The following is a 25,324-nucleotide window of genomic DNA, read 5'->3' on the forward strand; positions in this document are numbered from 1 at the left end:
AAAGAGTCAATCATTTAATTTGTGTAAGTTCATTTTTTATTTTCCAATAAATCATATTTAAAATCTCCACAAAGTATTTCAAATTGATTTAAAGCTAAAGACCAATCTTTAATAGGCATGGTCCATTTTTTGGCTGCATTTTGTAGGGATAAAAATATTATTTTTTGAATTGACTTATCATCTGGAAACACCCCCTTATTTTTGATAATTTTTCTAATTTGACGATTTACAGATTCTATAGTGTTAGTAGTATAAATTACCTTTCTGATCTCTTCAGGAAAGGCAAAAAACGGTATTATCCCAGACCAATTACGTTGCCAAATATCAGAAATTACCGGATATTTTTTATCCCATTTTACACCAAATTGCTGAAGTTTTAAACGTGCCATTTCGTCATTATTAGCTGTATAAATTTGTTTTAGATCTGATGTGACCTCTTTTAAATCTTTATATGACACATACTTTACTGAATTGCGAACCATATGTACAATACATAATTGTACTATAGTACTCGGGAATACACTGCTTATAGCTTCTGGAAAGCCCTTTAAACCATCCACACAAGCAACATAAATTTGTTCAATTCCTCGATTCTTTAACTCAGTAACTACTTGCATCCAAAATTTAGCACCTTCATTTTTGCCTATCCAAATGCCAAGTAACTCCTTTTTCCCTTCTATATTTACAGCAAGTGCTAAATATACTGCTTTATTTATTACTATGTGATTGTCTCTAGATTTTACATAGATACAGTCCAAGTATAATATTGGATACACCCTATCTAAACAACGATTTTGCCACCTAGTTACTTCTTCTATCACCCCATCTGTTATGGTGGATATCAAGTCACCAGATACATCAGTTTGATATATTTCTTCTAAATGCCCTCGGATCTCGCTGACTGTCATACCGCGACCATAAAGGGATATCACTTTCTCATCAAATCCATTAAATCTCCTCAGCCCTTTTGGTATTAATTGAGGATTATACTCTCCTTCCCGATCTCTTGGTACTTCTACTGTCAGCTTACGACCATCCCCATCAATTACTGTCTTCTCATAGCTACCATTACGACGATTATTATCTACTTTTGGCATCTTGCTATGTTTTGAATATCCTAATTCATGATCCAACTCACTTGCTAATATTTTCTCAACTATTTGCTTCTTTAGCTGTTGAAATAAACCATCTCGACCAAATAACTCCGATGGATCTGCTTTTGATAATAATTCTTCTACTAGCTGATTACTGATGTCTAATGTATCTTTATCTGTATCTAATTTTTTAGCCATAATTCCTCCTTGCTTGCTTAAGTTACTTTTTTTACAGTAATCTCTTACTGCTTTCTTTGCAACTTACACAAACTATAGGACAGACTCGGCTTAAATTCTACCTTCAAATTTTATCAAAAAGTGAGCCATAGCTGCGTTCCAGTTTGGAATCGGCATAACCCATTTCTTGGTCATATAATCAATTGCCAAATACAAGGTCTTAAAAACAGCATTATCATTTGGAAAAACCCGTTTATTCTTAGTAACCTTACGTAATTGGCTATTGACAGATTCTACACTATTAGTTGTGTATATTACTTTCCTTATCGCCTCAGGGTATCCTAGAAAAACCATTAAATTTTCCCAATGAACATACCAAGATTTAGCAATTTGTGGATACTGTTTACTCCATTTAGCTTCAAAAGATTCTAAAGCAAGATGTGCTTCTTCCTCTGTGCTAGCAGTATATATAGGCTTTAAATCAGCCGCTAATTCTTTTCGGTCTTTATATGATACATATTTTAAACTATTTCTAATCTGATGTACAATACATAATTGATGTTCGGTTTTCGGAAAAACTGCTTCTATTGCCTCAGACATACCGGTTAAATTATCACTGCAAGCAATAAGCATGTCTTGCATACCTCTGTTCTTCATCTCAGTAAAATTACCAAGCCAAAATTTCGCTCCTTCATTTTCACTGATCCACAATCCTAAAATATCCTTCCTTCCAGATAAATCAATACCTAATGCTACATATACAGACTTATTGATAATTCGTTTATCTTGACGTACTTTTACTACTAAACAGTCAAAAAATACTATAGCATATACTCGATCCAATGGTCGGCTTTGCCATATCTTGACATCCTCAATTACATCATCAGTAATTTGACTTATCAAACTTTCGCTAACGTCAGCTCCATACAATTCTTGCATTTGAATCTTAATATCAGATAAGCTCATTCCTTTAGCGTATAATGATATTATTTTATCATCAAATCCTTCAATACGTCTTTGACGCTTCGGAATTAATGCAGGTTCAAATGTACTACTTCTATCCCTTGGAACCTCAATCTCTACAACTCCATTATTTGTTACTAGATTCTTTACATTCCTACCATTACGAACATTATCACTATCAGTATGACAATATTTATCATATCCTAAATGATTATTCATCTCTGACTGCAATGCCTTCTCTACAAGCCGTTTGGTTAATTGTTTTAATAAACCATCCTCTTTAAGTAATGTTGATATATCTGTATCATTATTTATTAATAAATCTATCGCTTGATTCATTGCTTCATTTTGTTTTTGGTGCATTATAATTTCTCCTTTTGTTATATTATATTTTTATATAACCTTTGAAAAATTTACACACTTATTTGTACAGAGCCGAAAAGATAAGAATGAATCATACAGATATTTTTTAACAAAATCTTACACTTCACAGATATATTCTTTTTGTGTTGTGACACTTTCTAAATGAGCCATATACAAATAGTTTCTAACAGGAGTTTCGCAGTTAGCAAAATTGCGAATCAGCTAAAAGGCATCTAATGTTGTTCTGAATTGATGTTTTTATAACTTCCCAAGTTTGTTGATATAAAGTAATTTTTTCATTTATCCTCCTTTTGTTCATATCGAGCCAAGCAAATACGGCAAGGCAAATATGATTTCTCTGAGCTCGACCCGTGCGTGCCTGACAGCGTTCAATACCACAAGTTTGTTTTAATGAGTCTGTCCTATAGTTTGTGTAAGTTGCAAAGAAAGCAGTAAGAGATTACTGTAAAAAAAGTAACTTAAGCAAGCAAGGAGGAATTATGGCTAAAAAATTAGATACAGATAAAGATACATTAGACATCAGTAATCAGCTAGTAGAAGAATTATTATCAAAAGCAGATCCATCGGAGTTATTTGGTCGAGATGGTTTATTTCAACAGCTAAAGAAGCAAATAGTTGAGAAAATATTAGCAAGTGAGTTGGATCATGAATTAGGATATTCAAAACATAGCAAGATGCCAAAAGTAGATAATAATCGTCGTAATGGTAGCTATGAGAAGACAGTAATTGATGGGGATGGTCGTAAGCTGACAGTAGAAGTACCAAGAGATCGGGAAGGAGAGTATAATCCTCAATTAATACCAAAAGGGCTGAGGAGATTTAATGCAGGAGTTTCGCACTTAGCAAAAAATATGTTAATCTAGCAAGAAAGAGTTTTAGTTAAGCATGGCAAGATCAAAATGTAGCAAAGACTTATATAAATCATTTTTACAAGCAAGTAGCGTAAGATATAGTGGTAAAGCATTATCTGAAGTAAGTCCAATAAACCTATCTCATGATAGTGCAAGTCGATGGTTAAATAGTAAGGATTTCCGCCCTAGCGGGATCTACAGAGAAGTGTCAAAATATATTGATAGGGAAGCTTCTTGTTTATTAGTGGGAGATGACACGTTATTGTCAAAGCAATACAGTAAGAAAATTGAGCTTGTACATTATCAATATTCTGGAGCTGTACATGATGTTATACCTGGTATAGGGATGGTCAACTTACTGCATTACAATGCTAAAACTGATCAATCTACCCCTGTAGATTATAGAATATATGATAAAGAAACTGATGGAAAAACAAAGAATGAGCATTTTTGTGATATGCTTACTTTAGCTAAGGAAAGAGGGATCAATCCTGATGCAGTAGTAATGGATGCGTGGTATAGCGGTTTGGAGAATTTGAAACATATACGTAATTTAGGTTGGACATGGGTTAGTAACCTAAGAAAAAATAGAAAAGTTAATCATAATGTTAGCTTAGAAAGTTTAGAGATTCCTGATGAGGGACTAAAAATTCACCTACGTGGATACGGTTGGGTTACGGTATTTAAGTTTGTGGCAAAAAATGGTCGCATTGATTACATAACAACTAACTTAGAAAATCCAACACGTGAACAAATAGAGAAAATTGTTAAGGCACGGTGGTCTATAGAAGTTTATCATCGAGAATTAAAACAAACTTGTGGTATTGAACGCTGTCAGGCACGCACGGGTCGAGCTCAGAGAAATCATATTTGCCTTGCTGTATTTGCTTGGCTCGATATGAACAAAAGGAGGATAAATGAAAAAATTACTTTATATCAACAAACTTGGGAAGTTATAAAAACATCAATTCAGAACAACATTAGATGCCTTTTAGCTGATTCGCAATTTTGCTAACTGCGAAACTCCTGTTAATGGATTTGATGAGAAAGTGATATCCCTTTATGGTCGCGGTATGACAGTCAGCGAGATCCGAGGGCATTTAGAAGAAATATATCAAACTGATGTATCTGGTGACTTGATATCCACCATAACAGATGGGGTGATAGAAGAAGTAACTAGGTGGCAAAATCGTTGTTTAGATAGGGTGTATCCAATATTATACTTGGACTGTATCTATGTAAAATCTAGAGACAATCACATAGTAATAAATAAAGCAGTATATTTAGCACTTGCTGTAAATATAGAAGGGAAAAAGGAGTTACTTGGCATTTGGATAGGCAAAAATGAAGGTGCTAAATTTTGGATGCAAGTAGTTACTGAGTTAAAGAATCGAGGAATTGAACAAATTTATGTTGCTTGTGTGGATGGTTTAAAGGGCTTTCCAGAAGCTATAAGCAGTGTATTCCCGAGTACTATAGTACAATTATGTATTGTACATATGGTTCGCAATTCAGTAAAGTATGTGTCATATAAAGATTTAAAAGAGGTCACATCAGATCTAAAACAAATTTATACAGCTAATAATGACGAAATGGCACGTTTAAAACTTCAGCAATTTGGTGTAAAATGGGATAAAAAATATCCGGTAATTTCTGATATTTGGCAACGTAATTGGTCTGGGATAATACCGTTTTTTGCCTTTCCTGAAGAGATCAGAAAGGTAATTTATACTACTAACACTATAGAATCTGTAAATCGTCAAATTAGAAAAATTATCAAAAATAAGGGGGTGTTTCCAGATGATAAGTCAATTCAAAAAATAATATTTTTATCCCTACAAAATGCAGCCAAAAAATGGACCATGCCTATTAAAGATTGGTCTTTAGCTTTAAATCAATTTGAAATACTTTGTGGAGATTTTAAATATGATTTATTGGAAAATAAAAAATGAACTTACACAAATTAAATGATTGACTCCATAGAATTGTAACAAATAATAAATTTTACCATAATTTTGCTCAATTCTCAGAAGCTATAGATAGATTTTTTGCTAATATTGATCAATACAAAGGTAATTTGCTTACTCTTATAACTGACCAATTTCAGACTATAACTTTTAATCATTTTGCCAACTCTTCAGGTTAATTGAGTATATTGCACCTGTTTTCTAGGAGTACAAGCAGTAAATACTACTAATATAAGTAAGAATATCATGACATTTTTCATAATAACCTAAGAATATTTAGTCTCCCCGTCAAAAGTGCTAAAAATTAAGAAAAATTCAAAATTTAATACCTTAGCCAAAAATTCTTGTATAAAATTTGAGAGTTTAATTTTTTTGATTTAAATTTTTAGTACAAAAAGATGATTTTTAGAGAATTTTTGCATGATGATTTATTAACGATTTTGTAATTATTTGATTATTTTTTTACTGACTAATTTCTATGTAGAAAAATTTGTTTTGAGTAAATGATTCGCAATACACCGTAAGTTCAATCCTACAGCGGAAATTAACGGATTAATGACATCTCCTATTACCCCTTTCAGGTAGTTTCTGCCAACTCTACCATAACTTTTAAGATGCCCTATTATCGGTTCTATGGCACTCCGTCTCTTGAGCATTGCCTTATCATCTGACGATAGTTTCTTCTTGCAATATGGGCTATACACTTTGCCCTTCTCCTTAAAATTATTCCCCTTGTAACCTGAGTCAACAAAGGTTCTTGCTACTTCAACTCCTGTTAATTCTTTTACAATCTCTACAGTCTCCGATAATGTATGCCCATCATATGGATTGCCATGAAAAGATTTTGTCCCTAATACAAAGTTACCCCGACCACTTACTGCTATCGAAACCTTATTACCAAACTCGTATGGCTTGTTTAATTTCCCTTTACCAATGCACTCTACCTCCGGTGCATGAAAACTATATAATATTTTATTCTCTTCTTTATATTGTTCTTTTTCTGCTTTACTCAATATAGATTGTACTTGTATCTTTTTTATCTTATTCAGTATTTCTTGTTGTCTTGCCGATAAACTTAACTTTGCTTTAGCTATTTCTCGCTGACATATCCTAACTAAACGACCCAGTAATACTTTTAAATGCCTCATTATTTTCTTACGCTTCTTGGCTTTACTATTATCCTTATATTTCCATAATTTTAATATATCTCTTTTATATTGCTTGGCATATGTTTCATTTAACTTGATGCCTAAGGCATGACATAGCTTTACTAGCTCTATTCTTGCCTTATCCATCAAGTACACATCATGGGGATACTTAATATTCTTAATTTGTACAGTAGTATCAACTATTATCGATGCTAAGTCTTTTTTTTTACTACACCTGCTTTGCATCCGATTCTTATCAGCTCCTTTAATATCTCATTGTAGCCATCTTCTCCTAATATAGTACGAAACCGACGGATACTAGCTTCTGATATTTCAGCATCTTTCTGCAAATATTCCCAACCACAAAAATACTGCCAATATACGTTCTCTCTTAACTCTTCCTCAGTCGCTGCATCTGACAGGTTATACATCGCTTGCAGCATAGTCACCCCAAGTAACAGGCGGTGACATCTGCGATTCCTACCAAATTTCTTAATATCAACATTTGCTGACAACCATTCCTCTAAACTAGACCAATTTATTAATGATCTTAATTTATATAATTTATAGTCACCTTTTTGGTTAAAACCCCCAGCTTCAGCTGGGAAAGACTTCAGTCCTTGTTCTAATATTTCAATTCACTATAACTTGAATATATGATATTTTAATATACATAAGAGCAAGCTCTTATGTATATTAAAATATCATATATGACAGATTATAACAAGACTAGCCACACTGTATTTTACCATCGCTTTCATGTTGTTTGGATCACTAAATATCGCTACAAAAGTATTGCAGGGTAACTTATAAGAATTAGGATCAGAGAGATAGCACAGGCATTAGTAATATCTCTTTAGAGTAATAGCGACTTCCAGTCTAGATATCAACCCACCAGCTTCAGCTGGTTGTTATTGAGTGTCCCACTTTGGGAGAAAAACCCCGCACTTGCAGTGCGTCGTTTCAACATAAATTTTAAATATCTTATCAAGAAAAGATAAGATATTTTTTAACAAAATCTTACACTTCACAGATATATTCTTTTTGTGTTGTGACACTTTCTAAATGAGCCATACACAAATAGTTTCTAACTTTTAAGTTAGTACATACATGAGGCATTCATGCCGTAATATTAAGCTCTGCACTTGCAGTGCAGAGTGGTTAACTATTGTGGTTTAATTCTTCGATCAGTTTGTAATCAAAAAGTTGTCCTTGTCTTTGCAACTTTGTTATATTTTCTATCGGCATTAATCAGATAATCCTTAAGTTTTTTGCCAATATTATAGCTTTTTCTTATGGATTCTCTATATATTTTTATCTGCTAAGCATATTATATATTATCCTTCTAGACTTTTGACGGGGAGACTATTTAATTAATTTATAAAAGTTAAGACTTAATTTTGTATACACTATAAAATACATATACTCAAGTGATTTGAGGAATTAGATTTGAAAATGAATGGTGAGCATGCGAATCCATGATATTTTCAAAAAACAATTCGTAGGAGCAGAAAAGTATATTTCGTTATCAAGAGAATTCAGGTTATATTATTCTATATTTTTACTGCCCTGACCATCAAGGCCTTTAGTTCCATCCAGCTTTGCATTAACTAAAGATATTTTACTAACAAAGGCTTTAATGAAATTAACATTTGTTAAATCAGTATCATTAAAATTTGTATTATAAAGTTTGGCAGATTCTAATTTGCTACCGATAAGCGATGATTTACTAAAATCTGTGTTATTTAGATTTGCCATAGTTAAGTCAGTATTTTGTAATATACAACTCTGAAGCTTAGAATTAGATAAATCTACCCTTTTAAGAACAGAACCTGAAAAAATAGTTTGATTAAATACAAGATATAGTAAATTTAAATCTTGTAAATTCATATTTGATAAGTCTTTTACCTGCTCTAAATCTTTTACAGAATATATAATATTTGTTGACTTAAGCTTATCAAAGTCTTGACTATTTAATACAATATTTCTATTAAAATCTGAATTAATAAAATTACTATCTTTATATCTCACATTATTTAGTTGAGAATTTATAATTGATGAATTATCAAAGGTCACTTCTGACAACTCTGAATTTATGATAGCCATTTGATAAAAATTACTATCAACAAATTTGGTACTATTTAAAACAGTATTCTGCATAAGCACTTTAGTAAAATTCACCTTATTAAATTGAGTACTAGAGAAATTAGAGTTTATTAACTCACTATTAGTCAAATCAGAATTAATAATAGTTGCTTGTTTGACATAGCTATTATTCAGTAATATACCAGTAAGATTACTATTCTCAATATCGCTATTAACAATGTTAATTTTATTTAACTTAAGCAAAATGCTACTGCAATTCTTTATTGATATATCCTTTATGCTAGTGTTATTAAAGTGAGTATTATCCATAATACTCTTTTGAATTTGCACTTGCTGCAGTTGTGCATTATTAAAATTGGTATTTTCAAAATTACAACTTTCAATAATTGCATTGGTAAAATTCACAGACTGAAAAGAAGAAAAAGAGAATAACGAGTTAGTAAGCTTTATATTTTTTAATTGAGCCTGATTAATAATACCATGAGTAAAATCTGAATTATTAATAATCGCTCCAGTAAAATCTACCCCTGTTAGATCTACAGATTCACAATAACAATTAGTGATACTAGCGTAATTAGCTAATATTTGCCGCAAATCTGTACCATAAAAAATAGAGTTTGATATAACTGCATTTTTGAAACTACTTTTTTCTAAATTGCTTTTCTGAAAATTAGATTTACTTATAATACTACCATCAAATACAACTTTAATAAGATTGGCATTTTCAAAATTAACATTTTCTAAATTAGCTTTGATAAAATCAGTGTCCTCAAAATTTGATTGAATAAAATTACTATTTTCCAAATTGGCATTTTCAAATATAGATGCTTGAAAATCTGAGCCATAAGCTGATATATTTTTTAATCTAGTATTAGAGAGATCACTTTCTTGAATTACAGATTTTGTTAGAACTGCATTCTCAAAATTTACTCCTGAGAAATCCACACGTGATATTTCACAGAAACTTAAATCAACACTAGAAAGGTCTTCATCTGTCAGTTTAACACCTAATAATTTTAATCCCCTTAAATTTGAACCAAATTTACTTTTAATATTTACTCGTACCTTATTTTTATTCTGCTCTATTATATAATTCCTAATAACAAGACTTTGACTATTAGATAATAAACCATCTGTATCTCTCGGAGAATCCGAACACCCGGTAAGGAATAAAAGTAAAGCTAGAATAAAGAATTTTAGTTTAAAATACTCGCCAACAAAAGAGATGTTAATCTTGCTTCCTTTAACGTCATTTCCGCCGTAGCTCGAATGACACCGAGGCTGCTTAAAGATATTATAGAGCATTTTTTCTGTTTACACCTGTTATATAATGATATAAAGAAGAAAATATTAATATCTTCACTAAACCAGTTGGTATAAATACTATAAACCCACTATAAATAGCTTGTTTAATTCCTATAATTGTTGTCAACCAGCTAACTCCCAAAAAGTAAATTATAACGTGACCAATAAGACAGCTAAAAAACCCTGCTAAAAATCTCTTAGTAAATTTTTCGGACAACCTACTATTAATTATACCCATAACAGGAGCTGCCAATAACATTCCTATAAGATAACCACCTGTTGTACCAAGAAGAAAATATAAACCACTGGATAATTTTGTAAACATTGGCAGCCCTACTATTCCGGCTGTAAGATAAGTTAAAATCGTAGCAAAACTAAGTCGAGGGCTATAAGTAAAAGCAATAATACTAACCACCACAGTTTGCATAGATACTGGTACTGGCTGGGTAGGAATAATAATCTGAGCTCCAGCAAAGAGAGCTATTACCCCCATCATCACTTTAATAACAACTACAGCATGCTTATTAGCTATAAAATTTGCTAGAGTTTTCTTATTCGTAACTGTCATAAATTTCCTCTTCGTTAAATTTATTATTAGGAATATGTAAATTGAGCAATTTCAATTTACGATGTAAAGCCGAACGTTCCATACCTACAAAGGATGAGGTCTTAGAAATATTATTATTAAACCTATACATTTGAGCGGCTAAATATTGCCTTTCAAAAATCTCTCTTGCCTCTCGAAGTGGCATGGTCATCATATCAACATTATCTTCCTGCTTTGCAGAACTAGCACTATTAACTAGAATTTCTGGTGGTATCATAGATGGTTTTATTACTTCATTATTATTTGAAGATAGTGGATTCATAATTAAAGTCCATTCTATCACATTGCGTAATTGCCTTATATTACTTGGCCAATTATAAACTTGCAGAGCTGCAATAGTTTCATCAGAAAATTCACGTGCTTTTAAACCAGAAAACTTAGCAAGTTGCTTAACAAAATATTTGACTAATACAGACATGTCATCTTTTCTATCATATAAAGATGGTACTTTTAAGGAAATAACATTTAGGCGATGATATAAATCTTCCAATAGTTCACCTTTACTTATTTCTTCTTGTATAACCTTAGAAGTTGCAGCAATAATCCTTATATCTAATTTTATTGCTTTGCTTCCCCCCTTATGAAACATTTGATCTTGCACAAATTTAAGCAATTTTACTTGTACCGAAACTGGCAAACCACTAATTTCATCTATGTATAAAGTACCATTATTTACTATTTCTAATATCGAAGGACGTATAACGCCTTGGTTCTCTATTCCTTCAAATAATTCTTGATGGACTCGGTCAGGATTCATGCATACTGGACTAAAGATTACGAAAGGAGCATTAGCCCTTTTTGATTTTTTATGAATTAACCGAGCAGCTAGTTCTTTACCACTACCAATTTTACCTTGAATCAATACTCTACTAGTAGCTAAAGCAGCTTTTTCAATATCAGACTTAAGCTTAGCTGTAATGTGAGAGTTACCTATAAGCTCAGTTTTATCAATAACCTTTGATTTCAGATCAAAATTTTCACGCTTTAACTTAGCTGCTTCACAGGCTCTTTTTAATAAAATCACTAACTTATCATGACTAAATGGCTTTTCTAGATAGTCATATGCCCCCATTTTGATAGCATTTACTGCAGTTTCAATAGTACCATGTCCACTAATAACTATCACGGGCATTAGTGGATAGCGTTTTTTTACTATTTCCAAAATCCCAAGTCCATCAAGTTCACTACCCTGGAGCCAAATATCTAGAATAATTGCCGAGGGGGTTCTTTCCTGGAGTATTTTAAAAGTTTGAATACTATTAGCAGCGGTCTTGGTAGTAAATCCTTCCTCTTTTAAAATATCTGAGACTAAATCTCTAATATCTGCTTCATCATCAACAACAAGAACATCTATAGACATTGATTTTTCCTAAAACTAATTATTGAAATTATACGTTAATAGCTTACATAAAAGAAATCAACTAATTTTTATAACATTTTTACCACATAATCAAAATTATACATATTAAGCCCACACCAAGGCATGCGAATTCGTGATAAGACTATACTATTTAAGAACTTGTTTTATAAGAGGAACAGTAATAGCTCGTTTATGAACTAATGCAAAATGCGTTATTATCCCTAATAATTTTATCATTTGATCAAATTGCCTCGGCAAATTAATTAATAAATATTCAATTACACAGTCAGATACCTTAAGCGATTGATCAGAAAAATACTTAAAGATTAACTTGGTCATTAATTCATCATCAGGCTGGTTTATTTCTAATCTTACAACAGCATTAATTCTTGAGGATAAATCCTGTAACGCAAAATTACTAGCTAAACTTCCTGTAGTCATCAACAAATATTTACGACACTCACTTATTAAATTAAAACAATGGAGAACTTTTCTTTCATCCCAAAATTCTATATCTTCCATAATAAAAGCATTATACTGCATTATATCTTCTGCACTAAGTATATCTAAATCTTTTTTTATAAAAAATGCATTCGACAAATTTTGCCATATTTTACTAAGATAGGTCTTACCAGAGGATGGTGGTCCGTAAATCAAAACTGTAAACTCATACGGTTTACTTCCCCAAGATACAGACCAGTTTTTGATTGAATTGTATGCAACTTGATTAGAAAGTGAATTAATAAAATTATCTAGAGCATATAGATTATTACTAAATAATGGTAATATATATTGCTGAGAGTTTGGCATAATTAATGTTTAAGTCTTATAAAACTTACTGGATTTATAAAAGTCGATAGCAGCTAAAAACAAAACTTTTATTATACTAGCAATTGGCACAGCAAAAAATATACCAATAAAGCCAAATAGGTTACCCAGTGCTAGAACCGCAAATATTATCCAAAGAGGATGTAATCCTATCTTATCACCTATGATTTTCGGTGATAAAATATACCCCTCAACTATTAGACCAATCAAATAGATAATTATTATATAAAATAATTTATTGACCATACCAAAAGTAAAATAACTAACAATCATGGTAAGAGAAAAGGATATAAAAACTCCAACGAATGGTATAATTATTGAGAAACCAGATAATATCCCTAATAATACACCTAGATCTACGCCAAGAATCGATAAAGAGATTCCATAGTAAACTGATAATAACAAACAAACATTTAGTTGCCCTCTTATATAAGCAGATAAGGAACAATTAATTGCTGATAATATTTCTTGAATTTTCTTTTTACCTTTTAAAGGTAGCAAGAGGTCTATATTCTTTGCCATTGTTAGCCAATCCCGTAAAAAATAAAACAATATAAGCGGTATTAATAAAATTAACATAAATAAATTGATTGTTATCTTTGTCACATGCCAAATATTATTAGCAAGACCTGTGATAAGCAAAAATATGCCATTAACAAAATTACTAATAGAATCTTTTATCTTATCGGCAATATTTGGATCTATTGAATAAACTTTTGCCGTAATAACCGGTATTAATTCAGTTTGTAAGTAATCTTTATAAGCAGGAATCTTACTAATAAGTAGAGTTATTTGTTGATATATGATAGGCAACACTACCACAACCACTATAGTAAAAATACTGAAAAACAGCAAAGAAATTACCGAAACTATTATAGTTCTAGATAGTTTATATCGTAATGAGAGATTATCAATTATAGGATGTAATATATATGATATTATCCCAGCTATAAGAAATGGCATCAATATATCAGAGATCAAAGTCAAAGTTACTATAACAGCCCCAATAACAATAACCCAAAAAATAACTTTATCCAAGATTATGCCTTTTCTTTATTCATGTTTTTTTCGATACTTGCACTATAGCAGGTCTAACTAACCTATCTTTTATCTTGTAGCCTGATTGCATAATACCTATAATACTATCTTGATCATATTCATCTGATACTACTTGTGAAATTGCGTGATGTATATTGTAATCAAACTTTTCCCCTAATAATGGCTCTATTGATTCTAAACCGTGCTTTTTTAGTATGCTAGTCAATTCACTTTTAGTCATTTCTACCCCGGTAATAATACTAGCTAGATCACCTTCCGTATTTTGTGGCTTATGCTCCAAAGCTCTAGAGAGATTATCATTAACACTTAGCAGATCTTTAGCAAAAGAGAAAATGGCATAGTCTTTTGCATCTTCAATTAATTTTTCTAAACGTTTCCTAGTATTGTCAGATTCAGCTATTGTCCTTAGCAATTTATCCTGTAAGACTTCAATTTGATTTTTCAAACTAGCAATCTCTTGCAAACTATCTTGCAAAATTAGGGTATCTGTAGTATCTTCCTCTGTTTCATTTACTAGCTGAGCATCATTGTCAACTTTAATTTCTTGGTTACCATTATTCTTCTCATGTTGTTTTTCCATATTTACAGCCTTTTTTCTTGCAAAAATCTATTTTCTTAACATATAGTGTAAATCTTTGTATTTTCAAGTCAATTTTAATTAAGTAATACCAATTGCAATAATTAACGCAGTGTTATAAAATGGGTTTTTAACTGATAAAAGGTAATCAAATAGCTAGGTTAATATTACCGCAAGGTTTTGAAGGTCATGATTTTATAAAAATGATGAAACATGAGCCGCATGGTCGAAATCGTATACGTTTATTGGCGATGTATCACCTTCAATTAGGCAAATCTTTTAAAGCCATATCTGCAATAGTGAAGTCACACTGGAAAACTGTGCAATCATGGCTCAGAAGATTTAGGAATCATGGTTTTGAAGGATTATTTGAATCACAAAGAAGCGGTGCCCCTAGGAAGATTAACACTATACAAGAGTCTGCTCTTTTTGATAAAATCAATACGCTCAGTGAAAGTAAAACTGGTGGGTATATAACTGGAAAGGAACTACATATCATGTTACTTGAGGAATATGGTGCTAAATGTGCGTTAAAAACAGTCTACAATACTATGCACCGCCTTGGTTTTAGCTGGATTACTTCTCGTTCAATGCATCCAAAGTCAAATCAAGAGACTCAAAATACATATAAAAAAACTTTCCAGATATGTTAACAGAATTATTACCAAAAAATATCGATAGATGTAAAGTTGATATATGGTCTCAGGATGAAACTCGAGTTGGGCAACAAGGTAGCTGAACTCGTATATGGGCTAAGCGTGGCACTAGACCCCGTAAAGTTCGGCAACAGCAATTCATTTCAACATATATTTATGGAGCTGCTTGCCATGATACAGGAGAAGCTTTTGCATTAATTTTACCATATGCAAACACACAGGCAATGAATAAATTCTTAGAAGACCTTTCTCGCAGTATTCAAGGCAACCGACATATAGCTTTACTAACGGATAATGCAGGTTGGCACACAGCCAAAAAACTAACTGTGCCAAGCAATATCACTTTGATACCGCTTCCGCCCTATGCACCGGAACTTAATGCAATGGAACAAGTTTGGGAATGGATCAAGAATCATTACTTGTCAACCAATGTTATGGTGTATATGAAGATATCGTCACTATGGCTTGTTACGCTTGGAATCAACTTGCTCATAATGTAGATTTAGTAAAATCAATTATGTATAGAGACTGGATAAATACACCGTGTTAATTATTGCAATTGGTATAATAATCCATGAGAGCTTTTAATAGAAAGAATAATCAATTACGCAATATTTCAATTGAACCTTCAGTTCTGCTTAACGCTGATGGTTCGTGTCTTGTTAAGTTCGGCAATACCCATGTAATATGTAGTGCAACATATGAAACAAATGTTCCGCCATTCCTACGAGGGCAAAATCAAGGTTGGATAACTGCTGAGTATGGTATGTTACCTCGCTCAACCCACCAACGTATGAAGCGTGAATCAACGCAAGGAAAACAGTCTGGTAGGACACAAGAGATTCAAAGACTAATTGGCAGATCGATGCGTACGGCAATTGATCTAAAAGCCTTGGGAGAAAAGCAAATTATCATTGATTGTGATGTAATTAATGCTGATGGTGGAACTAGGACAGCAGCAATTACTGGTAGCTATATTGCACTTCATTTAGCGATTAGATCATTAATTGCTAGAAAAATACTTAAAACTAATCCTTTAATTAGCCAAGTAGCCGCTATTTCATGCGGTATATATAAAGGACAGCCCATAGTTGATCTTGATTATTTAGAGGATAGCAACGCGGAAGTAGATGCCAATTTTGTTTTCTCAGGCAATGGAAATATAATAGAAATTCAAAGCACAGCAGAAAAAAACCCCTTTTCCGAAGAGCAATTTTATGATATGCTAAAATTGGCGAGGTTTGCTTCCTCTGATCTATTCAAGCTACAAAACCAAATATTATTAAATAGCACAATTTAATATTTTTACATGGAATATTTATGACTATAAAAGAATTTTTTACTAGATATTCGGAATTAAATGTTGAAGATTTAAAAAATCTTTTAGTTGATCGTGTTAAGGGTCTTAACATAAATCCAGCAGACAGTAAAGAAAAACTTATACATAATATAATCAAAACACCTGAAAAATCTACAGATCCAAAGGGTAGTCTTGAAAAAGCTGGTGTAATAATAGATATAATGGAAAAAGTTGTATTGCAGCATGCGGGTGATTTTCTAAAAGGAGCTCATGTAATGGTTGAGGACAATGGAGATATGTATGATACCTTAAAAGATTTAGGATTAGTTAAAGAACGAATCTCTTCACATCATAGAGGTAATAAAGCTGAGCCAGATGCATCAGTGCAAGCTGGAGAAAGATTTAGGGAATTTTTAGTTGGAAAAACGAAAGACGGGAAAACATGGTTTCAGCTAGAAGCTCATTCTATAGGAGGGCTTAGCAATTTTATAAAACATATGATAGATTATGTGACTTATGTATTAACCGGCAAGAATGTTGGGCAATATGGCCTTTCAGAACACGTGGACAGCAAACCTATTACACTTAAGACTAAAGAAGTTAAGGAAAAAACACAAAAGAAAACTCCTACTACAACTGCCAAATTTGTACAAAGAATAGGAGATGAAAAGAGAAAAACACAACATATTGAACGTTAATATCATCGTTCGCAGTTAATACTTACTACATAGTCTGTCCGCCAAAAATATTTAAAGCCCCCCATAATCTATGATTGAATAAAATTTTTACAAAAAAAATTCTAATATTTGCACTAAAATTAAAAATTGTTTTCAATTTTATTGAAAAATTTCTGTTTTAGTAAAATTTTTACATGAGCTTATTGTTAACGATTTTTTTTAATCGTTTAGCAAGTTTTTTAATGATAATTTTTTTATGTAGAGTTAGGCATGATGTGTAAATGATTGGCAATACATCGTAAATTCAAACCTATAGCAGAGATTATTGGATTGATCACATCTCCTATCACACCCTTCAAGAAGTTTCTGCCCATCCTGCCATATTGTTTCAAATGCCCTATTATTAGTTCTATAGCACTGCGTCTCCTGATCATACACTTGTCTTCTTTCAATAACTTTTTCCGAGTTTTTGGGGTATATACCTTACTCTTCTCTTTAACATTGCTGCCAGTATAACCAAGATCAACAAACGATTTTTTTATCTTTATTCCAGTTACATTTTCTACCGCTTCAAAACTCTGCTGCAATGTATGACCATCATAAGGATTATTATGAAACGATTTTGCTGACAGTACAAAATTTCTACGACCACTGACTACTACCGCAACTTTATTGCCAAACTCATATGGCTTGTTTCGTTTTCCCTTCCCTATACACTCTACCTCAGGGGCATGAAAACTATACAATATTTTATTCTGTTCTTTGTATTGCTTTTTCTCTTCTCTTTTTAAAACAGATTGGCTATGTATTTGTTTTACTTTTTTCAATACTTCTTGATCTCTGATAGATAAGTTTAATTTCTGATTTTTTATCTCACGCTCACATATTCTAACCAAACGACCAAGTAACGTTTTTAAATGCTTCATTATTTTCCAACGCTTCTTGGCTTTGCTATGCTCTTTATACTTCCAGAGCTTTATTATATCTCGCTTATAGGTTCTAGCGTAGGTTTCGTTTAAACTTATACCCAAACTTTGGCAAAGCTTCACAATACTAAGCCTAGCTTTATCCATTAAATAAACATCATGTGGGTGCTTGATATTCTTAATTTGTACCGTTGTATCAGCAATTATCAATTCCAAATCTTTTTTTTTAATTGTGTTAGTTCTTATTCCAACTCTTATCAACTCTGCTAATATCTCGTTATATCCAGATTCACCTAATAAATTACGAAATCTTCTTATGCTAGTTTCCGACATCGCTATATCTGTTTCTATATATTCCCACCCACAGAAATATTGCCAATACATGTTTTCTTTTAGTTCTTCCTCTGCTAATGAATCTGAAAAATTATACATTGCTTGTAGCATCGTTACACCAAGCATCACTCTATGACATTTTCTATTTCTACCAAATCTCTTAATAGAAACATTTTTTGATAACCATTCTTCTAGACCAGACCAATTTATTGTCCCACTTTGGGAGAAAAACCCCGCACTTGCAGTGCGTCGTTTCAACATAAATTTTAAATATCTTATCAAGAAAAGATAAGATATTTTTTAACAAAATCTTACACTTCACAGATATATTCTTTTTGTGTTGTGACACTTTCTAAATGAGCCATACACAAATAGTTTCTAACTTTTAAGTTAGTACATACATGAGGCATTCATGCCGTAATATTAAGCTCTGCACTTGCAGTGCAGAGTGGTTAACTAGCATATTTTAACATTTTCTTATGGATTTCTTTATTATTTTCTGCCATTAAACCCTATTATCTATAAGACTTATAGAGTTTTGCCGGACAGACTACATATTAACTATTGGCTGTGCAAATTTCCCTGTAAATATACATTTTAGCCTTGCTTAGCTTTAAATCTTTTGATTTTCTTGTTTATTACAAGGATTTTACCTTTTCTTTTTACAACCTGACAATCTTTATCTCTTTTCTTTAAAGATTTTAACGAACTTACAACTTTCATATAAAACTATCCTTGGTATTACTTGCAAAACCCTAGAAAGTGATATAGTCAATTGATGAGAAGTTGGTGACGTCGTCACTCGTCGCTCGCCTATTACATATAGGCGTCGCTCCATCGCTCCTAGCACCAAATCCTCCTGAATTGACTATAAATCAACCTTCAAACTTTCACTAGCTTAAGTTTAAAAAAGTAATAATAATATTTTTTATCAATTCAGTCAACCTAAAAACTTCTTTAGAGTAATTTAAAAGTCGGGATGTACTGCGATGTAGAGAAATCTAGCTTGTATAAAAAAATTATTACGGTATTCTAACTTTTTTCCAATATTAATTTTATGTTAACTCCTTTAAAATTATTCGTTATTTGGTTATTTGGACTAACTAGCGGGTTTACCTTAATGATTACAGGTAATACTTTAAACTACTGGTTGGCCAAGGAAAATATTGACTTACAATCTATTGGTATGTTTGCTTTTATCATAATGCCCTATTCTATTAACTTTTTATGGGCTCCTATTTTTGACACTATACATTTAGGTCAATTAAGAAAACTGCTTGGTCATAGATTATCTTGGATTTGTCTAATCCAGATTTTATTGGCATTTAGTATTTTTCTTTTAAGTACCATGAATCCTCACCACAGTCTAATATTGTTTGCACTAGTAGGCTTGATAATATCATTTTTAAGTTCAGCTAAAGATAGTATCCTAGGGGCTTTCAGAACCGAAATTATTGCAAAAGAATCTCAAGGAGCAGCTTCTGGAATTTATATTTTTGGCTACCGCATTGGTATGCTAATTTCAAGTTCTGGAGCTATCTATCTGTCAAGCTATTTAGGATGGAATAATATATATAAAATTTTTGCCATTTCTGTACTTGTTTGTTCTGCTATTTTGGTTACAAGTATCTTGCGGTTAGAACACGACTTAGCCTCAAAAACTTATCTAGATCATAAAATAAATATTTCAAACTTTGTACAAAATATCTTAAGACCTGTAGGGTCTTTTTCCTTACTCTTTTTAATAATAGTTTTCCTTATTTTATATAGATTACCAGATGATTTTATTACTATGATGATGAACCCCTTCTTAATACATCTTGGTTATAACGAATTTGAAATAGCCAGTGCAGGGAAATTCTTTGGCATAATATCTACAATAATTGGCGGACTAATAGCCAGCTTAGTGATGAAAAAAAAGAATATCTTAGATAGCTTGCTGATATTTGGCGTAATTCATGCAATCGCACATACCTCACTTATTGTGCATGAGATTTATGGCAAAAATCTACCATTATTCTTTATTACCACAGTCTGTGAAGGTATAACTTGCGGGATGGCTATGACAGCTTACATTGCTTTTATAGCTTCAATATGCACAGGCAAATTTCGTGCCACTCAGTATTCATTTTTTTCTTCTATGATGGGATTTTCAAGATCGATTTTTCCAGCTCTTTCAGGATATATTGTCGTACAATTTGGATGGAAAAGCTTTTTTACATTTATTATTATAATCACAATTCCTTCTCTACTTCTGCTACTAAAAATCAGCTCACTATTAAAAGCAAAAATGAAATATTAAATGTAACCATGAGTTCTATTACGTTGTTGGTGTCGGGATAATGTCTTTTGTTTTGTTGATACTACTGTGTTTGTTTCAGGTGGAGTGTTGTTCACATGATGTTTTAAGCTACTCTGAATCTGCGTTAATTCACCTATAGAGTCGCTTGCCTCAAGGGGAATAATAGCTTGTGACATATTGATATTACATTCTTTATTTTTTGCTACTTCTTGTACCATTGCTTCATATTGACCTTTGGTTACAGGGATAGTGTAGATATTATTCCCTCTTTGTATATATCCTATAGCATCTTTATCATCCCCAGCAAACTTTAGTGATAATGGGTTGGTTATTTCCACTAGTTTTCCTTGCTTGTTATAGTGAACAGTAAAATAAAGTGCTTTCGAGCTTGCAATATTTTCACCTTTCTCGTTTTGTACCGGGAATGAAAGATGGACAGCTGTACTAGAGGGCTTGATTGTTAATGGTAGATTAATATTTCGATAATTACTAATCTCTCTCTCTGTTACACCATCTTCTAATATTACTTTCTTATAGGTCTTTATATTAGTTTCTATTAATTTAAATAATTCTTCATCTTTGACTTTAATAACCCTTGACCTAGTAGAGGTTGTGTTTGTTACTGTTTCTTGTTCGTTCCAAGTTAAAGATTTAAAATGATTAGCCTGCAGGACTTTAGCGTAACTTTGTACTTCATCATTCATGGCTTGTGCTATATTTGCTTTTACACTGGGGGCAGCCCAAGCCTTTTGTATTAATCCGTTGTTATTTTCTATAAACTCTTTAAACTCCTGAGAATTAGTAGCAAGACCTGCAATTGCAACTCCTTTATCCGTCTTAATATTTGCTTCAGCAAGGACGTGTTGTAATAGTGCTTGTTGTTTGGCAATAATTTCTTGTCTAAAGGCTAATGTTATAGAATCCACTTTGGAGGTTGAGGATTGAACATTAGTAGTTGTTGTTTCGTGAGTCAGCATAACGTCTAGTGCTTTTCTAGATATTTGCATAGATGGTTCGAGATCGCTTGTTTTTTTGGTCAGTAGCTGTTTTTCTTCTTGTAATATTTTTGCTATTTCTTTAATTAATAATACTTCTCGAGCTTTATAGTCTAAAATATACTCTATTTTCTTTTCTTTTCTTAATTTTAATTTTTTGGTTTGGTTGATTATATTGTTAAAATAATCGGGATGTTCTTGGACTAATTCTCGTAATTTTGGTGTGTTAATTTTTCCTTTTGTTACTAAAAGACCCAATTTAATTTGCAACCCATATTCTTTTAATGATTGTTGTCTCTTTTGCATAGTCTCTTTAAGAGCATCTTTAACATCAGCAATCTTTATGTTTTCTGGGGCTATGTCCTTAAATTTCTGGTGCATTGCCATTTTCGCCCAATTTGCTAGTGCTTTATCACTATAATATTTTGATAATTCAGCAAAGCTATTATCAATAGTATCATTTAAATCAACTTGGGCAGTATCAAGTAAACCTTTTACAAATAACTCATTATACTTTAGGCTACTTGGGAATTCTCTAAAATGATTAGTTGGACCTAGTAAGGGCAGATGTCTAGACCAAGAATTTGGATGGATGTTATCCTCTAATTGGTCAAGACTTCCAGCAAAATCTATACGAACTAGTTTGGGAAGAATGGTAGAATCTTCGGGGTCTCTTATAACTCCTATGTTACCTGTATGAATATCAAAGTCACCTATTAATAAGCTAGTTGGAGCTATTTTATCAAAAGAACTATAATGAAGCTCTTCAAAAGCTTTGCTTAAAGTATTAGATAATAATTCTCTTGTTCCCATGAAAATCGGTCTTCCACCATCTTTTCGAAGCCAACCACTTGGTTTAGTTTTTGTAGACATGTGTTTATCCATATCTACATACATGTCACCACTATAATTCTTAAAAAATTCAGACCGTACATATACCTCAGAGCCATCACTTTGAAGCCCTCCTTCCTGATGTACTTTTTCGGTAAGATGATCAGGTACAGTGAGAGAAACTTTAGCTCCATGATTTGGATTTGTTGCTTGAAAAATTTGTGAGCCTAGAAACTCTGATATATTTTTTCGAGAATCCCCTTCGCTTTTAATCATGGATAGAAGGTCATCAGAATTTTTGTATATTCCTCCTAATTCTCCACCATCATTAGCTCCAAGTGATTTCTTTGCCAAATAATTCCAACCGATAAATTTTGATATCAATGGTGTTGTCATATTATCCTCTTGGACTTTTTTGCTTCAGTTCGATATCGAACTAATGGTTATATTGATTATACACTCAAATAATTTCAAGAAAGTTTAAGAAATCTCGTAATTCTTGTCGAGCAGCTACGTGAGATATACTAAGTGTTTTTCCATGATTAGCTGTTGTTAAGTCGAGTAATGTTAATCCTTGTAAAAATAATTCCCGAAAAATTACTCTTTCACTAAAGCCTGGGGCAATTTTAAAGCTAATTCTTTTTGCTAATTGTTCAAGAGAAGTAGCAACATTCCTTTTATTTACTGCATCCAAGTTGCTTAATCTATTACGCATTACAATCCAATTAATTGTTTCGCCATTACGGTTAGCCTTCTGCATTTTTTGTTCCCAAACCATTTGGCTATAGATTGACGGAGTAATAATTGACAAATTGTTAGCATTAACTTTACCTAGTACATCAAAATCAAGGAAACTGTCATTAATTGGCGTAATTATAGTATCAGCATAAGAGTGAGCTAGTCTTGATAAAAAAGAGTAGCTTCCTGGTGTATCGATTACTACATAATCTGCTTTTTTTGCCTGTTCAAATATTTGTTCAAACCTAGTTTTTTCGTCCTCTTCTTTAAGGTTAATGACTTGTTCTTGGCTTTCAGTTAAATGAACATGCTGAGGAACGGCAACCGTTTTATCCGGATTTTTTAGATTGTAATCAGCCCTATTCTTTAAATAATTTGTTAAAGAACCCTGACGTGAATCAGTATCAATACTAGCTACCGTATGACCATTATAAAGTAAGGCAGTAATAAGATGCATGGAGCACGTAGTTTTACCCGCTCCACCTTTTTCATTACCAACTACAAAAATACGATTTGTTTGATTTGCTTGATTATTTTTCATAATTGTCTTGGATAAATTGGTTAAGAAGCCTTACACCATAACCTACTGCTCCTTTGGGACCAAGAGGATTACCTGTTTTATTATAGGCAACACCAGCAATATCAAGATGAGCCCAAACCATACCTTCCTTAATAAAATTTCCTATAAATTGAGCTGCCGTACAACTACCAGCCGCTCCAGGGACATTACCAATATTGGCAAGATCAGCAATGTTAGACTTTATCATCTCATCAAAATCTTTATGCAGAGGCATACGCCATAATTTTTCATTAACTTTATTACCAACCTCTATTAGCTTATTAGCTAATTCATCATTATTAGCGAAGCATCCAGCATAAGTTTTGCCCAGAGCAACAACGATAGCTCCAGTAAGGGTAGCAAGATCGATGACACATTGAGGTTTAAATTTTTCTTGAGTATACCAAATTGCATCAGCCAAGACTAACCTACCTTCTGCATCAGTGTTATCCACCACCACTGTTTTTTTGGACATAGTGGTTACCACATCTCCTGGTCGTTGAGCATTACCTGATGGCATATTTTCCACAAGACCAACTACCCCAACCAAGTTAACTTGGGCGTTACGACTAGCCAAAGCCATGATAGCTCCAACTACTGCGGCTGAGCCAGCCATATCATATTTCATATCTCCCATATTGGCTGCTGGTTTAAGAGAAATCCCACCACTATCAAAAGTAACTCCTTTACCAACGAAAGCTACAGGCGGAGTATCATCATCCAAACCATTATATTGCATTACTACAAGTTTAGATTCATTTTGCGAACCTTGTCCAACACCAAGCAAAGCACCCATACCAAGATTTTTCATTTCTCTTTCACCGATAACGGTAATTTCAACTTCTAATGGTTCAAGATTCTCTAATATCTTTTCCGAGTAAGATGAAGGAGTTTTGATATTGGCTGGTTCATTAATTATATCTCTAGCAAAGAATACTGCCTTAGACAATGATTTTTTATCATTAAATAATTCTTCTGCTTTAGACTTGTCATCTATAGAAATCTCCAGAGAATCTACAACAAATTTTTCTCCTTCACTTTGGGTAGTTCTGTATTTATCAAATCTATATGAAGCAAGCAAACAGCCGCTAGCTATAAGCATCGCCACAACAGCTGGCTCATATTGTCCAATATTATGAGAGATTTTTATACCAATAGTTCTAATTTTACAGCAAGTACTACTGGATAAAATTTTTCCCCCGATCTCCTCAATACAAGAGGTCTTTAGTTTTGTTTCATCACCAATGCCAACTATGATTAAATATTTTATTTCCCCATCCTTAGCAACAGAGTTAACAATTTTAATTTGTCCAAATTTCCCAGCAAATACTAATTTATTCTGAATAGTTTTAGAAATTAAAGCATGATGTTGTTGGTCAAGTAGCAATAACTCATTGTCTAATTTTAGTTGTTCGTTAATAAAAACTACAGTTGCTTGATTATTTGATAATTCTTTACTTATAAAGTTAATGTTATTGAGCATAAATTCCTATTTTTGAGAGGCTAATTTTATATATTCTTTTTGTAAGCGTAATAATCTGAATAATGGAAGTATATAAAAACCCCACTAATTAATAAAGT

24 protein-coding genes and 1 pseudogene are annotated in these 25,324 nt (G+C 32.4%); 8 read left to right on the forward strand and 17 right to left on the reverse strand.

Translation table 11 applies throughout. The features are described 5' to 3' along the window. Positions 1 to 29: 29 nt before the first annotated feature. Both AAHN00_RS06730 and AAHN00_RS06735 read right to left on the reverse strand, forming a co-directional pair. The gene (locus AAHN00_RS06730; RefSeq protein ID WP_342270914.1) at positions 30 to 1,292 is read right to left on the reverse strand and encodes an IS256 family transposase; all 1,263 of its coding nucleotides are present in this window, start codon (positions 1,290 to 1,292) and stop codon (positions 30 to 32) included. Between the two features lie 90 nt (positions 1,293 to 1,382). Then, positions 1,383 to 2,597: an IS256 family transposase gene (locus AAHN00_RS06735; RefSeq protein ID WP_342270921.1), complete on the reverse strand. Its 1,215-nt coding sequence runs from the start codon at positions 2,595 to 2,597 to the stop codon at positions 1,383 to 1,385. 500 nt (positions 2,598 to 3,097) lie between these two features. Here AAHN00_RS06735 and AAHN00_RS06740 point away from each other — a divergent pair, with 500 nt between their 5' ends. The 3 genes and pseudogenes from AAHN00_RS06740 to AAHN00_RS06750 all read left to right on the forward strand — a co-directional run. Continuing rightward, on the forward strand, positions 3,098 to 3,481 hold the full coding sequence (locus AAHN00_RS06740) for a transposase (RefSeq protein ID WP_342272484.1): 384 nt from the start codon (positions 3,098 to 3,100) through the stop codon (positions 3,479 to 3,481). A gap of 22 nt (positions 3,482 to 3,503) precedes the next feature. Then, entirely contained in the window at positions 3,504 to 4,484 is a 981-nt protein-coding gene (locus AAHN00_RS06745) for a transposase (RefSeq protein WP_342271025.1), read from the forward strand. 19 nt (positions 4,485 to 4,503) lie between these two features. Further along, positions 4,504 to 5,421, forward strand: a pseudogene (locus AAHN00_RS06750) (IS256 family transposase); the annotation flags it as partial. Positions 5,422 to 5,912: 491 nt separating this feature from the next. On the opposite strand, the gene AAHN00_RS06755 reads toward AAHN00_RS06750, so the two are convergent. The 9 genes from AAHN00_RS06755 to grpE form a co-directional block, all read right to left on the reverse strand. After that, on the reverse strand, positions 5,913 to 6,830 hold the full coding sequence (locus AAHN00_RS06755; RefSeq protein WP_342271532.1) for a transposase: 918 nt from the start codon (positions 6,828 to 6,830) through the stop codon (positions 5,913 to 5,915). Further along, the gene (locus AAHN00_RS06760; RefSeq protein ID WP_342272187.1) at positions 6,797 to 7,099 is read right to left on the reverse strand and encodes a transposase; all 303 of its coding nucleotides are present in this window, start codon (positions 7,097 to 7,099) and stop codon (positions 6,797 to 6,799) included. Before AAHN00_RS06760 ends, AAHN00_RS06755 begins: the two co-directional genes overlap by 34 nt. Positions 7,100 to 7,495: 396 nt before the next feature. Then, entirely contained in the window at positions 7,496 to 7,642 is a 147-nt protein-coding gene (locus tag AAHN00_RS06765) for a hypothetical protein (protein ID WP_342272485.1), read from the reverse strand. 490 nt (positions 7,643 to 8,132) lie between these two features. Next, positions 8,133 to 9,995: a pentapeptide repeat-containing protein gene (locus AAHN00_RS06770; protein ID WP_342272486.1), complete on the reverse strand. Its 1,863-nt coding sequence runs from the start codon at positions 9,993 to 9,995 to the stop codon at positions 8,133 to 8,135. Then, the gene (locus AAHN00_RS06775) at positions 9,985 to 10,563 is read right to left on the reverse strand and encodes a biotin transporter BioY (protein ID WP_341748228.1); all 579 of its coding nucleotides are present in this window, start codon (positions 10,561 to 10,563) and stop codon (positions 9,985 to 9,987) included. The genes AAHN00_RS06770 and AAHN00_RS06775 overlap by 11 nt, the downstream gene beginning before the upstream one ends. Next, on the reverse strand, positions 10,547 to 11,962 hold the full coding sequence (locus AAHN00_RS06780; protein WP_342272487.1) for a sigma-54 dependent transcriptional regulator: 1,416 nt from the start codon (positions 11,960 to 11,962) through the stop codon (positions 10,547 to 10,549). Before AAHN00_RS06780 ends, AAHN00_RS06775 begins: the two co-directional genes overlap by 17 nt. A 147-nt stretch (positions 11,963 to 12,109) precedes the next feature. After that, entirely contained in the window at positions 12,110 to 12,772 is a 663-nt protein-coding gene (locus AAHN00_RS06785; protein WP_341751747.1) for an HdaA/DnaA family protein, read from the reverse strand. A 9-nt stretch (positions 12,773 to 12,781) separates the two neighbouring features. Further along, positions 12,782 to 13,828 carry an AI-2E family transporter gene (locus AAHN00_RS06790; RefSeq protein WP_410521421.1) on the reverse strand — a complete coding sequence of 349 codons (1,047 nt, stop codon included), beginning with the start codon at positions 13,826 to 13,828 and terminating at the stop codon, positions 12,782 to 12,784. Positions 13,829 to 13,847: 19 nt separating this feature from the next. Continuing rightward, positions 13,848 to 14,429, reverse strand: coding sequence for a nucleotide exchange factor GrpE (grpE, locus tag AAHN00_RS06795; protein WP_342272488.1), 582 nt, complete (start codon positions 14,427 to 14,429; stop codon positions 13,848 to 13,850). 200 nt (positions 14,430 to 14,629) lie between these two features. Between grpE and AAHN00_RS06800 the strand changes: the two genes are divergently transcribed. From AAHN00_RS06800 to AAHN00_RS06815, 4 genes are all read left to right on the forward strand, one after another. Continuing rightward, on the forward strand, positions 14,630 to 15,079 hold the full coding sequence (locus AAHN00_RS06800; RefSeq protein ID WP_342270962.1) for a helix-turn-helix domain-containing protein: 450 nt from the start codon (positions 14,630 to 14,632) through the stop codon (positions 15,077 to 15,079). A gap of 92 nt (positions 15,080 to 15,171) precedes the next feature. Continuing rightward, positions 15,172 to 15,582: an IS630 family transposase gene (locus AAHN00_RS06805; protein WP_342272605.1), complete on the forward strand. Its 411-nt coding sequence runs from the start codon at positions 15,172 to 15,174 to the stop codon at positions 15,580 to 15,582. Positions 15,583 to 15,656: 74 nt separating this feature from the next. Continuing rightward, positions 15,657 to 16,382, forward strand: coding sequence for a ribonuclease PH (gene rph / locus AAHN00_RS06810; protein WP_342272489.1), 726 nt, complete (start codon positions 15,657 to 15,659; stop codon positions 16,380 to 16,382). A 20-nt stretch (positions 16,383 to 16,402) separates the two neighbouring features. Beyond that, positions 16,403 to 17,080, forward strand: coding sequence for a hypothetical protein (locus AAHN00_RS06815; RefSeq protein WP_342272490.1), 678 nt, complete (start codon positions 16,403 to 16,405; stop codon positions 17,078 to 17,080). Between the two features lie 233 nt (positions 17,081 to 17,313). Here the strand turns inward: AAHN00_RS06815 and AAHN00_RS06820 are convergent, their stop codons facing one another. From AAHN00_RS06820 to ykgO, 3 genes are all read right to left on the reverse strand, one after another. After that, positions 17,314 to 18,528: an IS5 family transposase gene (locus tag AAHN00_RS06820; protein WP_342272606.1), complete on the reverse strand. Its 1,215-nt coding sequence runs from the start codon at positions 18,526 to 18,528 to the stop codon at positions 17,314 to 17,316. Further along, positions 18,479 to 18,667 (reverse strand): hypothetical protein, encoded by a 189-nt coding sequence (locus AAHN00_RS06825; RefSeq protein WP_342271196.1) that lies wholly within the window; start codon positions 18,665 to 18,667, stop codon positions 18,479 to 18,481. The genes AAHN00_RS06820 and AAHN00_RS06825 overlap by 50 nt, the downstream gene beginning before the upstream one ends. Before the next feature lie 248 nt (positions 18,668 to 18,915). Continuing rightward, complete coding sequence (gene ykgO, locus AAHN00_RS06830; RefSeq protein WP_094648811.1) at positions 18,916 to 19,041, reverse strand: type B 50S ribosomal protein L36; 126 nt, start codon at positions 19,039 to 19,041, stop codon at positions 18,916 to 18,918. A 334-nt stretch (positions 19,042 to 19,375) separates the two neighbouring features. Here ykgO and AAHN00_RS06840 point away from each other — a divergent pair, with 334 nt between their 5' ends. Continuing rightward, positions 19,376 to 20,620 (forward strand): AmpG family muropeptide MFS transporter, encoded by a 1,245-nt coding sequence (locus AAHN00_RS06840; RefSeq protein WP_342272491.1) that lies wholly within the window; start codon positions 19,376 to 19,378, stop codon positions 20,618 to 20,620. Here AAHN00_RS06840 and AAHN00_RS06845 read toward each other — a convergent pair. The 3 genes from AAHN00_RS06845 to AAHN00_RS06855 form a co-directional block, all read right to left on the reverse strand. Beyond that, positions 20,617 to 22,842, reverse strand: a complete 2,226-nt coding sequence (locus AAHN00_RS06845) for a Sca4 family protein (protein ID WP_342272492.1) — start codon at positions 22,840 to 22,842, stop codon at positions 20,617 to 20,619. The genes AAHN00_RS06840 and AAHN00_RS06845 overlap by 4 nt on opposite strands. Before the next feature lie 64 nt (positions 22,843 to 22,906). Continuing rightward, positions 22,907 to 23,725 carry a division plane positioning ATPase MipZ gene (locus tag AAHN00_RS06850; protein WP_342272493.1) on the reverse strand — a complete coding sequence of 273 codons (819 nt, stop codon included), beginning with the start codon at positions 23,723 to 23,725 and terminating at the stop codon, positions 22,907 to 22,909. Then, on the reverse strand, positions 23,715 to 25,226 hold the full coding sequence (locus AAHN00_RS06855; RefSeq protein ID WP_342272494.1) for a leucyl aminopeptidase: 1,512 nt from the start codon (positions 25,224 to 25,226) through the stop codon (positions 23,715 to 23,717). Before AAHN00_RS06855 ends, AAHN00_RS06850 begins: the two co-directional genes overlap by 11 nt. Positions 25,227 to 25,324: the final 98 nt, after the last annotated feature.

Source organism: Candidatus Tisiphia endosymbiont of Parasteatoda lunata (assembly GCF_964030955.1).
Lineage (GTDB): Bacteria > Pseudomonadota > Alphaproteobacteria > Rickettsiales > Rickettsiaceae > Tisiphia.

Excerpts from the sequence above, each read along its gene's own strand:
- AAHN00_RS06785 (WP_341751747.1), bottom strand. The coding sequence starts at position 12,772 with ATGCCAAACTCTCAGCAATATATATTACCATTATTTAGTAATAATCTA.
- AAHN00_RS06800 (WP_342270962.1), top strand. The coding sequence starts at position 14,630 with ATGATGAAACATGAGCCGCATGGTCGAAATCGTATACGTTTATTGGCG.
- rph (WP_342272489.1), top strand. The coding sequence starts at position 15,657 with ATGAGAGCTTTTAATAGAAAGAATAATCAATTACGCAATATTTCAATT.
- AAHN00_RS06845 (WP_342272492.1), bottom strand. The coding sequence starts at position 22,842 with ATGACAACACCATTGATATCAAAATTTATCGGTTGGAATTATTTGGCA.
- AAHN00_RS06745 (WP_342271025.1), top strand. The coding sequence starts at position 3,504 with ATGGCAAGATCAAAATGTAGCAAAGACTTATATAAATCATTTTTACAA.
- AAHN00_RS06850 (WP_342272493.1), bottom strand. The coding sequence starts at position 23,725 with ATGAAAAATAATCAAGCAAATCAAACAAATCGTATTTTTGTAGTTGGT.
- AAHN00_RS06730 (WP_342270914.1), bottom strand. The coding sequence starts at position 1,292 with ATGGCTAAAAAATTAGATACAGATAAAGATACATTAGACATCAGTAAT.
- AAHN00_RS06840 (WP_342272491.1), top strand. The coding sequence starts at position 19,376 with ATGTTAACTCCTTTAAAATTATTCGTTATTTGGTTATTTGGACTAACT.
- ykgO (WP_094648811.1), bottom strand. The coding sequence starts at position 19,041 with ATGAAAGTTGTAAGTTCGTTAAAATCTTTAAAGAAAAGAGATAAAGAT.
- AAHN00_RS06755 (WP_342271532.1), bottom strand. The coding sequence starts at position 6,830 with ATGCAAAGCAGGTGTAGTAAAAAAAAAGACTTAGCATCGATAATAGTT.
- AAHN00_RS06775 (WP_341748228.1), bottom strand. The coding sequence starts at position 10,563 with ATGACAGTTACGAATAAGAAAACTCTAGCAAATTTTATAGCTAATAAG.
- AAHN00_RS06815 (WP_342272490.1), top strand. The coding sequence starts at position 16,403 with ATGACTATAAAAGAATTTTTTACTAGATATTCGGAATTAAATGTTGAA.
- AAHN00_RS06770 (WP_342272486.1), bottom strand. The coding sequence starts at position 9,995 with ATGCTCTATAATATCTTTAAGCAGCCTCGGTGTCATTCGAGCTACGGC.
- AAHN00_RS06740 (WP_342272484.1), top strand. The coding sequence starts at position 3,098 with ATGGCTAAAAAATTAGATACAGATAAAGATACATTAGACATCAGTAAT.
- AAHN00_RS06780 (WP_342272487.1), bottom strand. The coding sequence starts at position 11,962 with ATGTCTATAGATGTTCTTGTTGTTGATGATGAAGCAGATATTAGAGAT.
- AAHN00_RS06855 (WP_342272494.1), bottom strand. The coding sequence starts at position 25,226 with ATGCTCAATAACATTAACTTTATAAGTAAAGAATTATCAAATAATCAA.
- AAHN00_RS06735 (WP_342270921.1), bottom strand. The coding sequence starts at position 2,597 with ATGCACCAAAAACAAAATGAAGCAATGAATCAAGCGATAGATTTATTA.
- grpE (WP_342272488.1), bottom strand. The coding sequence starts at position 14,429 with ATGGAAAAACAACATGAGAAGAATAATGGTAACCAAGAAATTAAAGTT.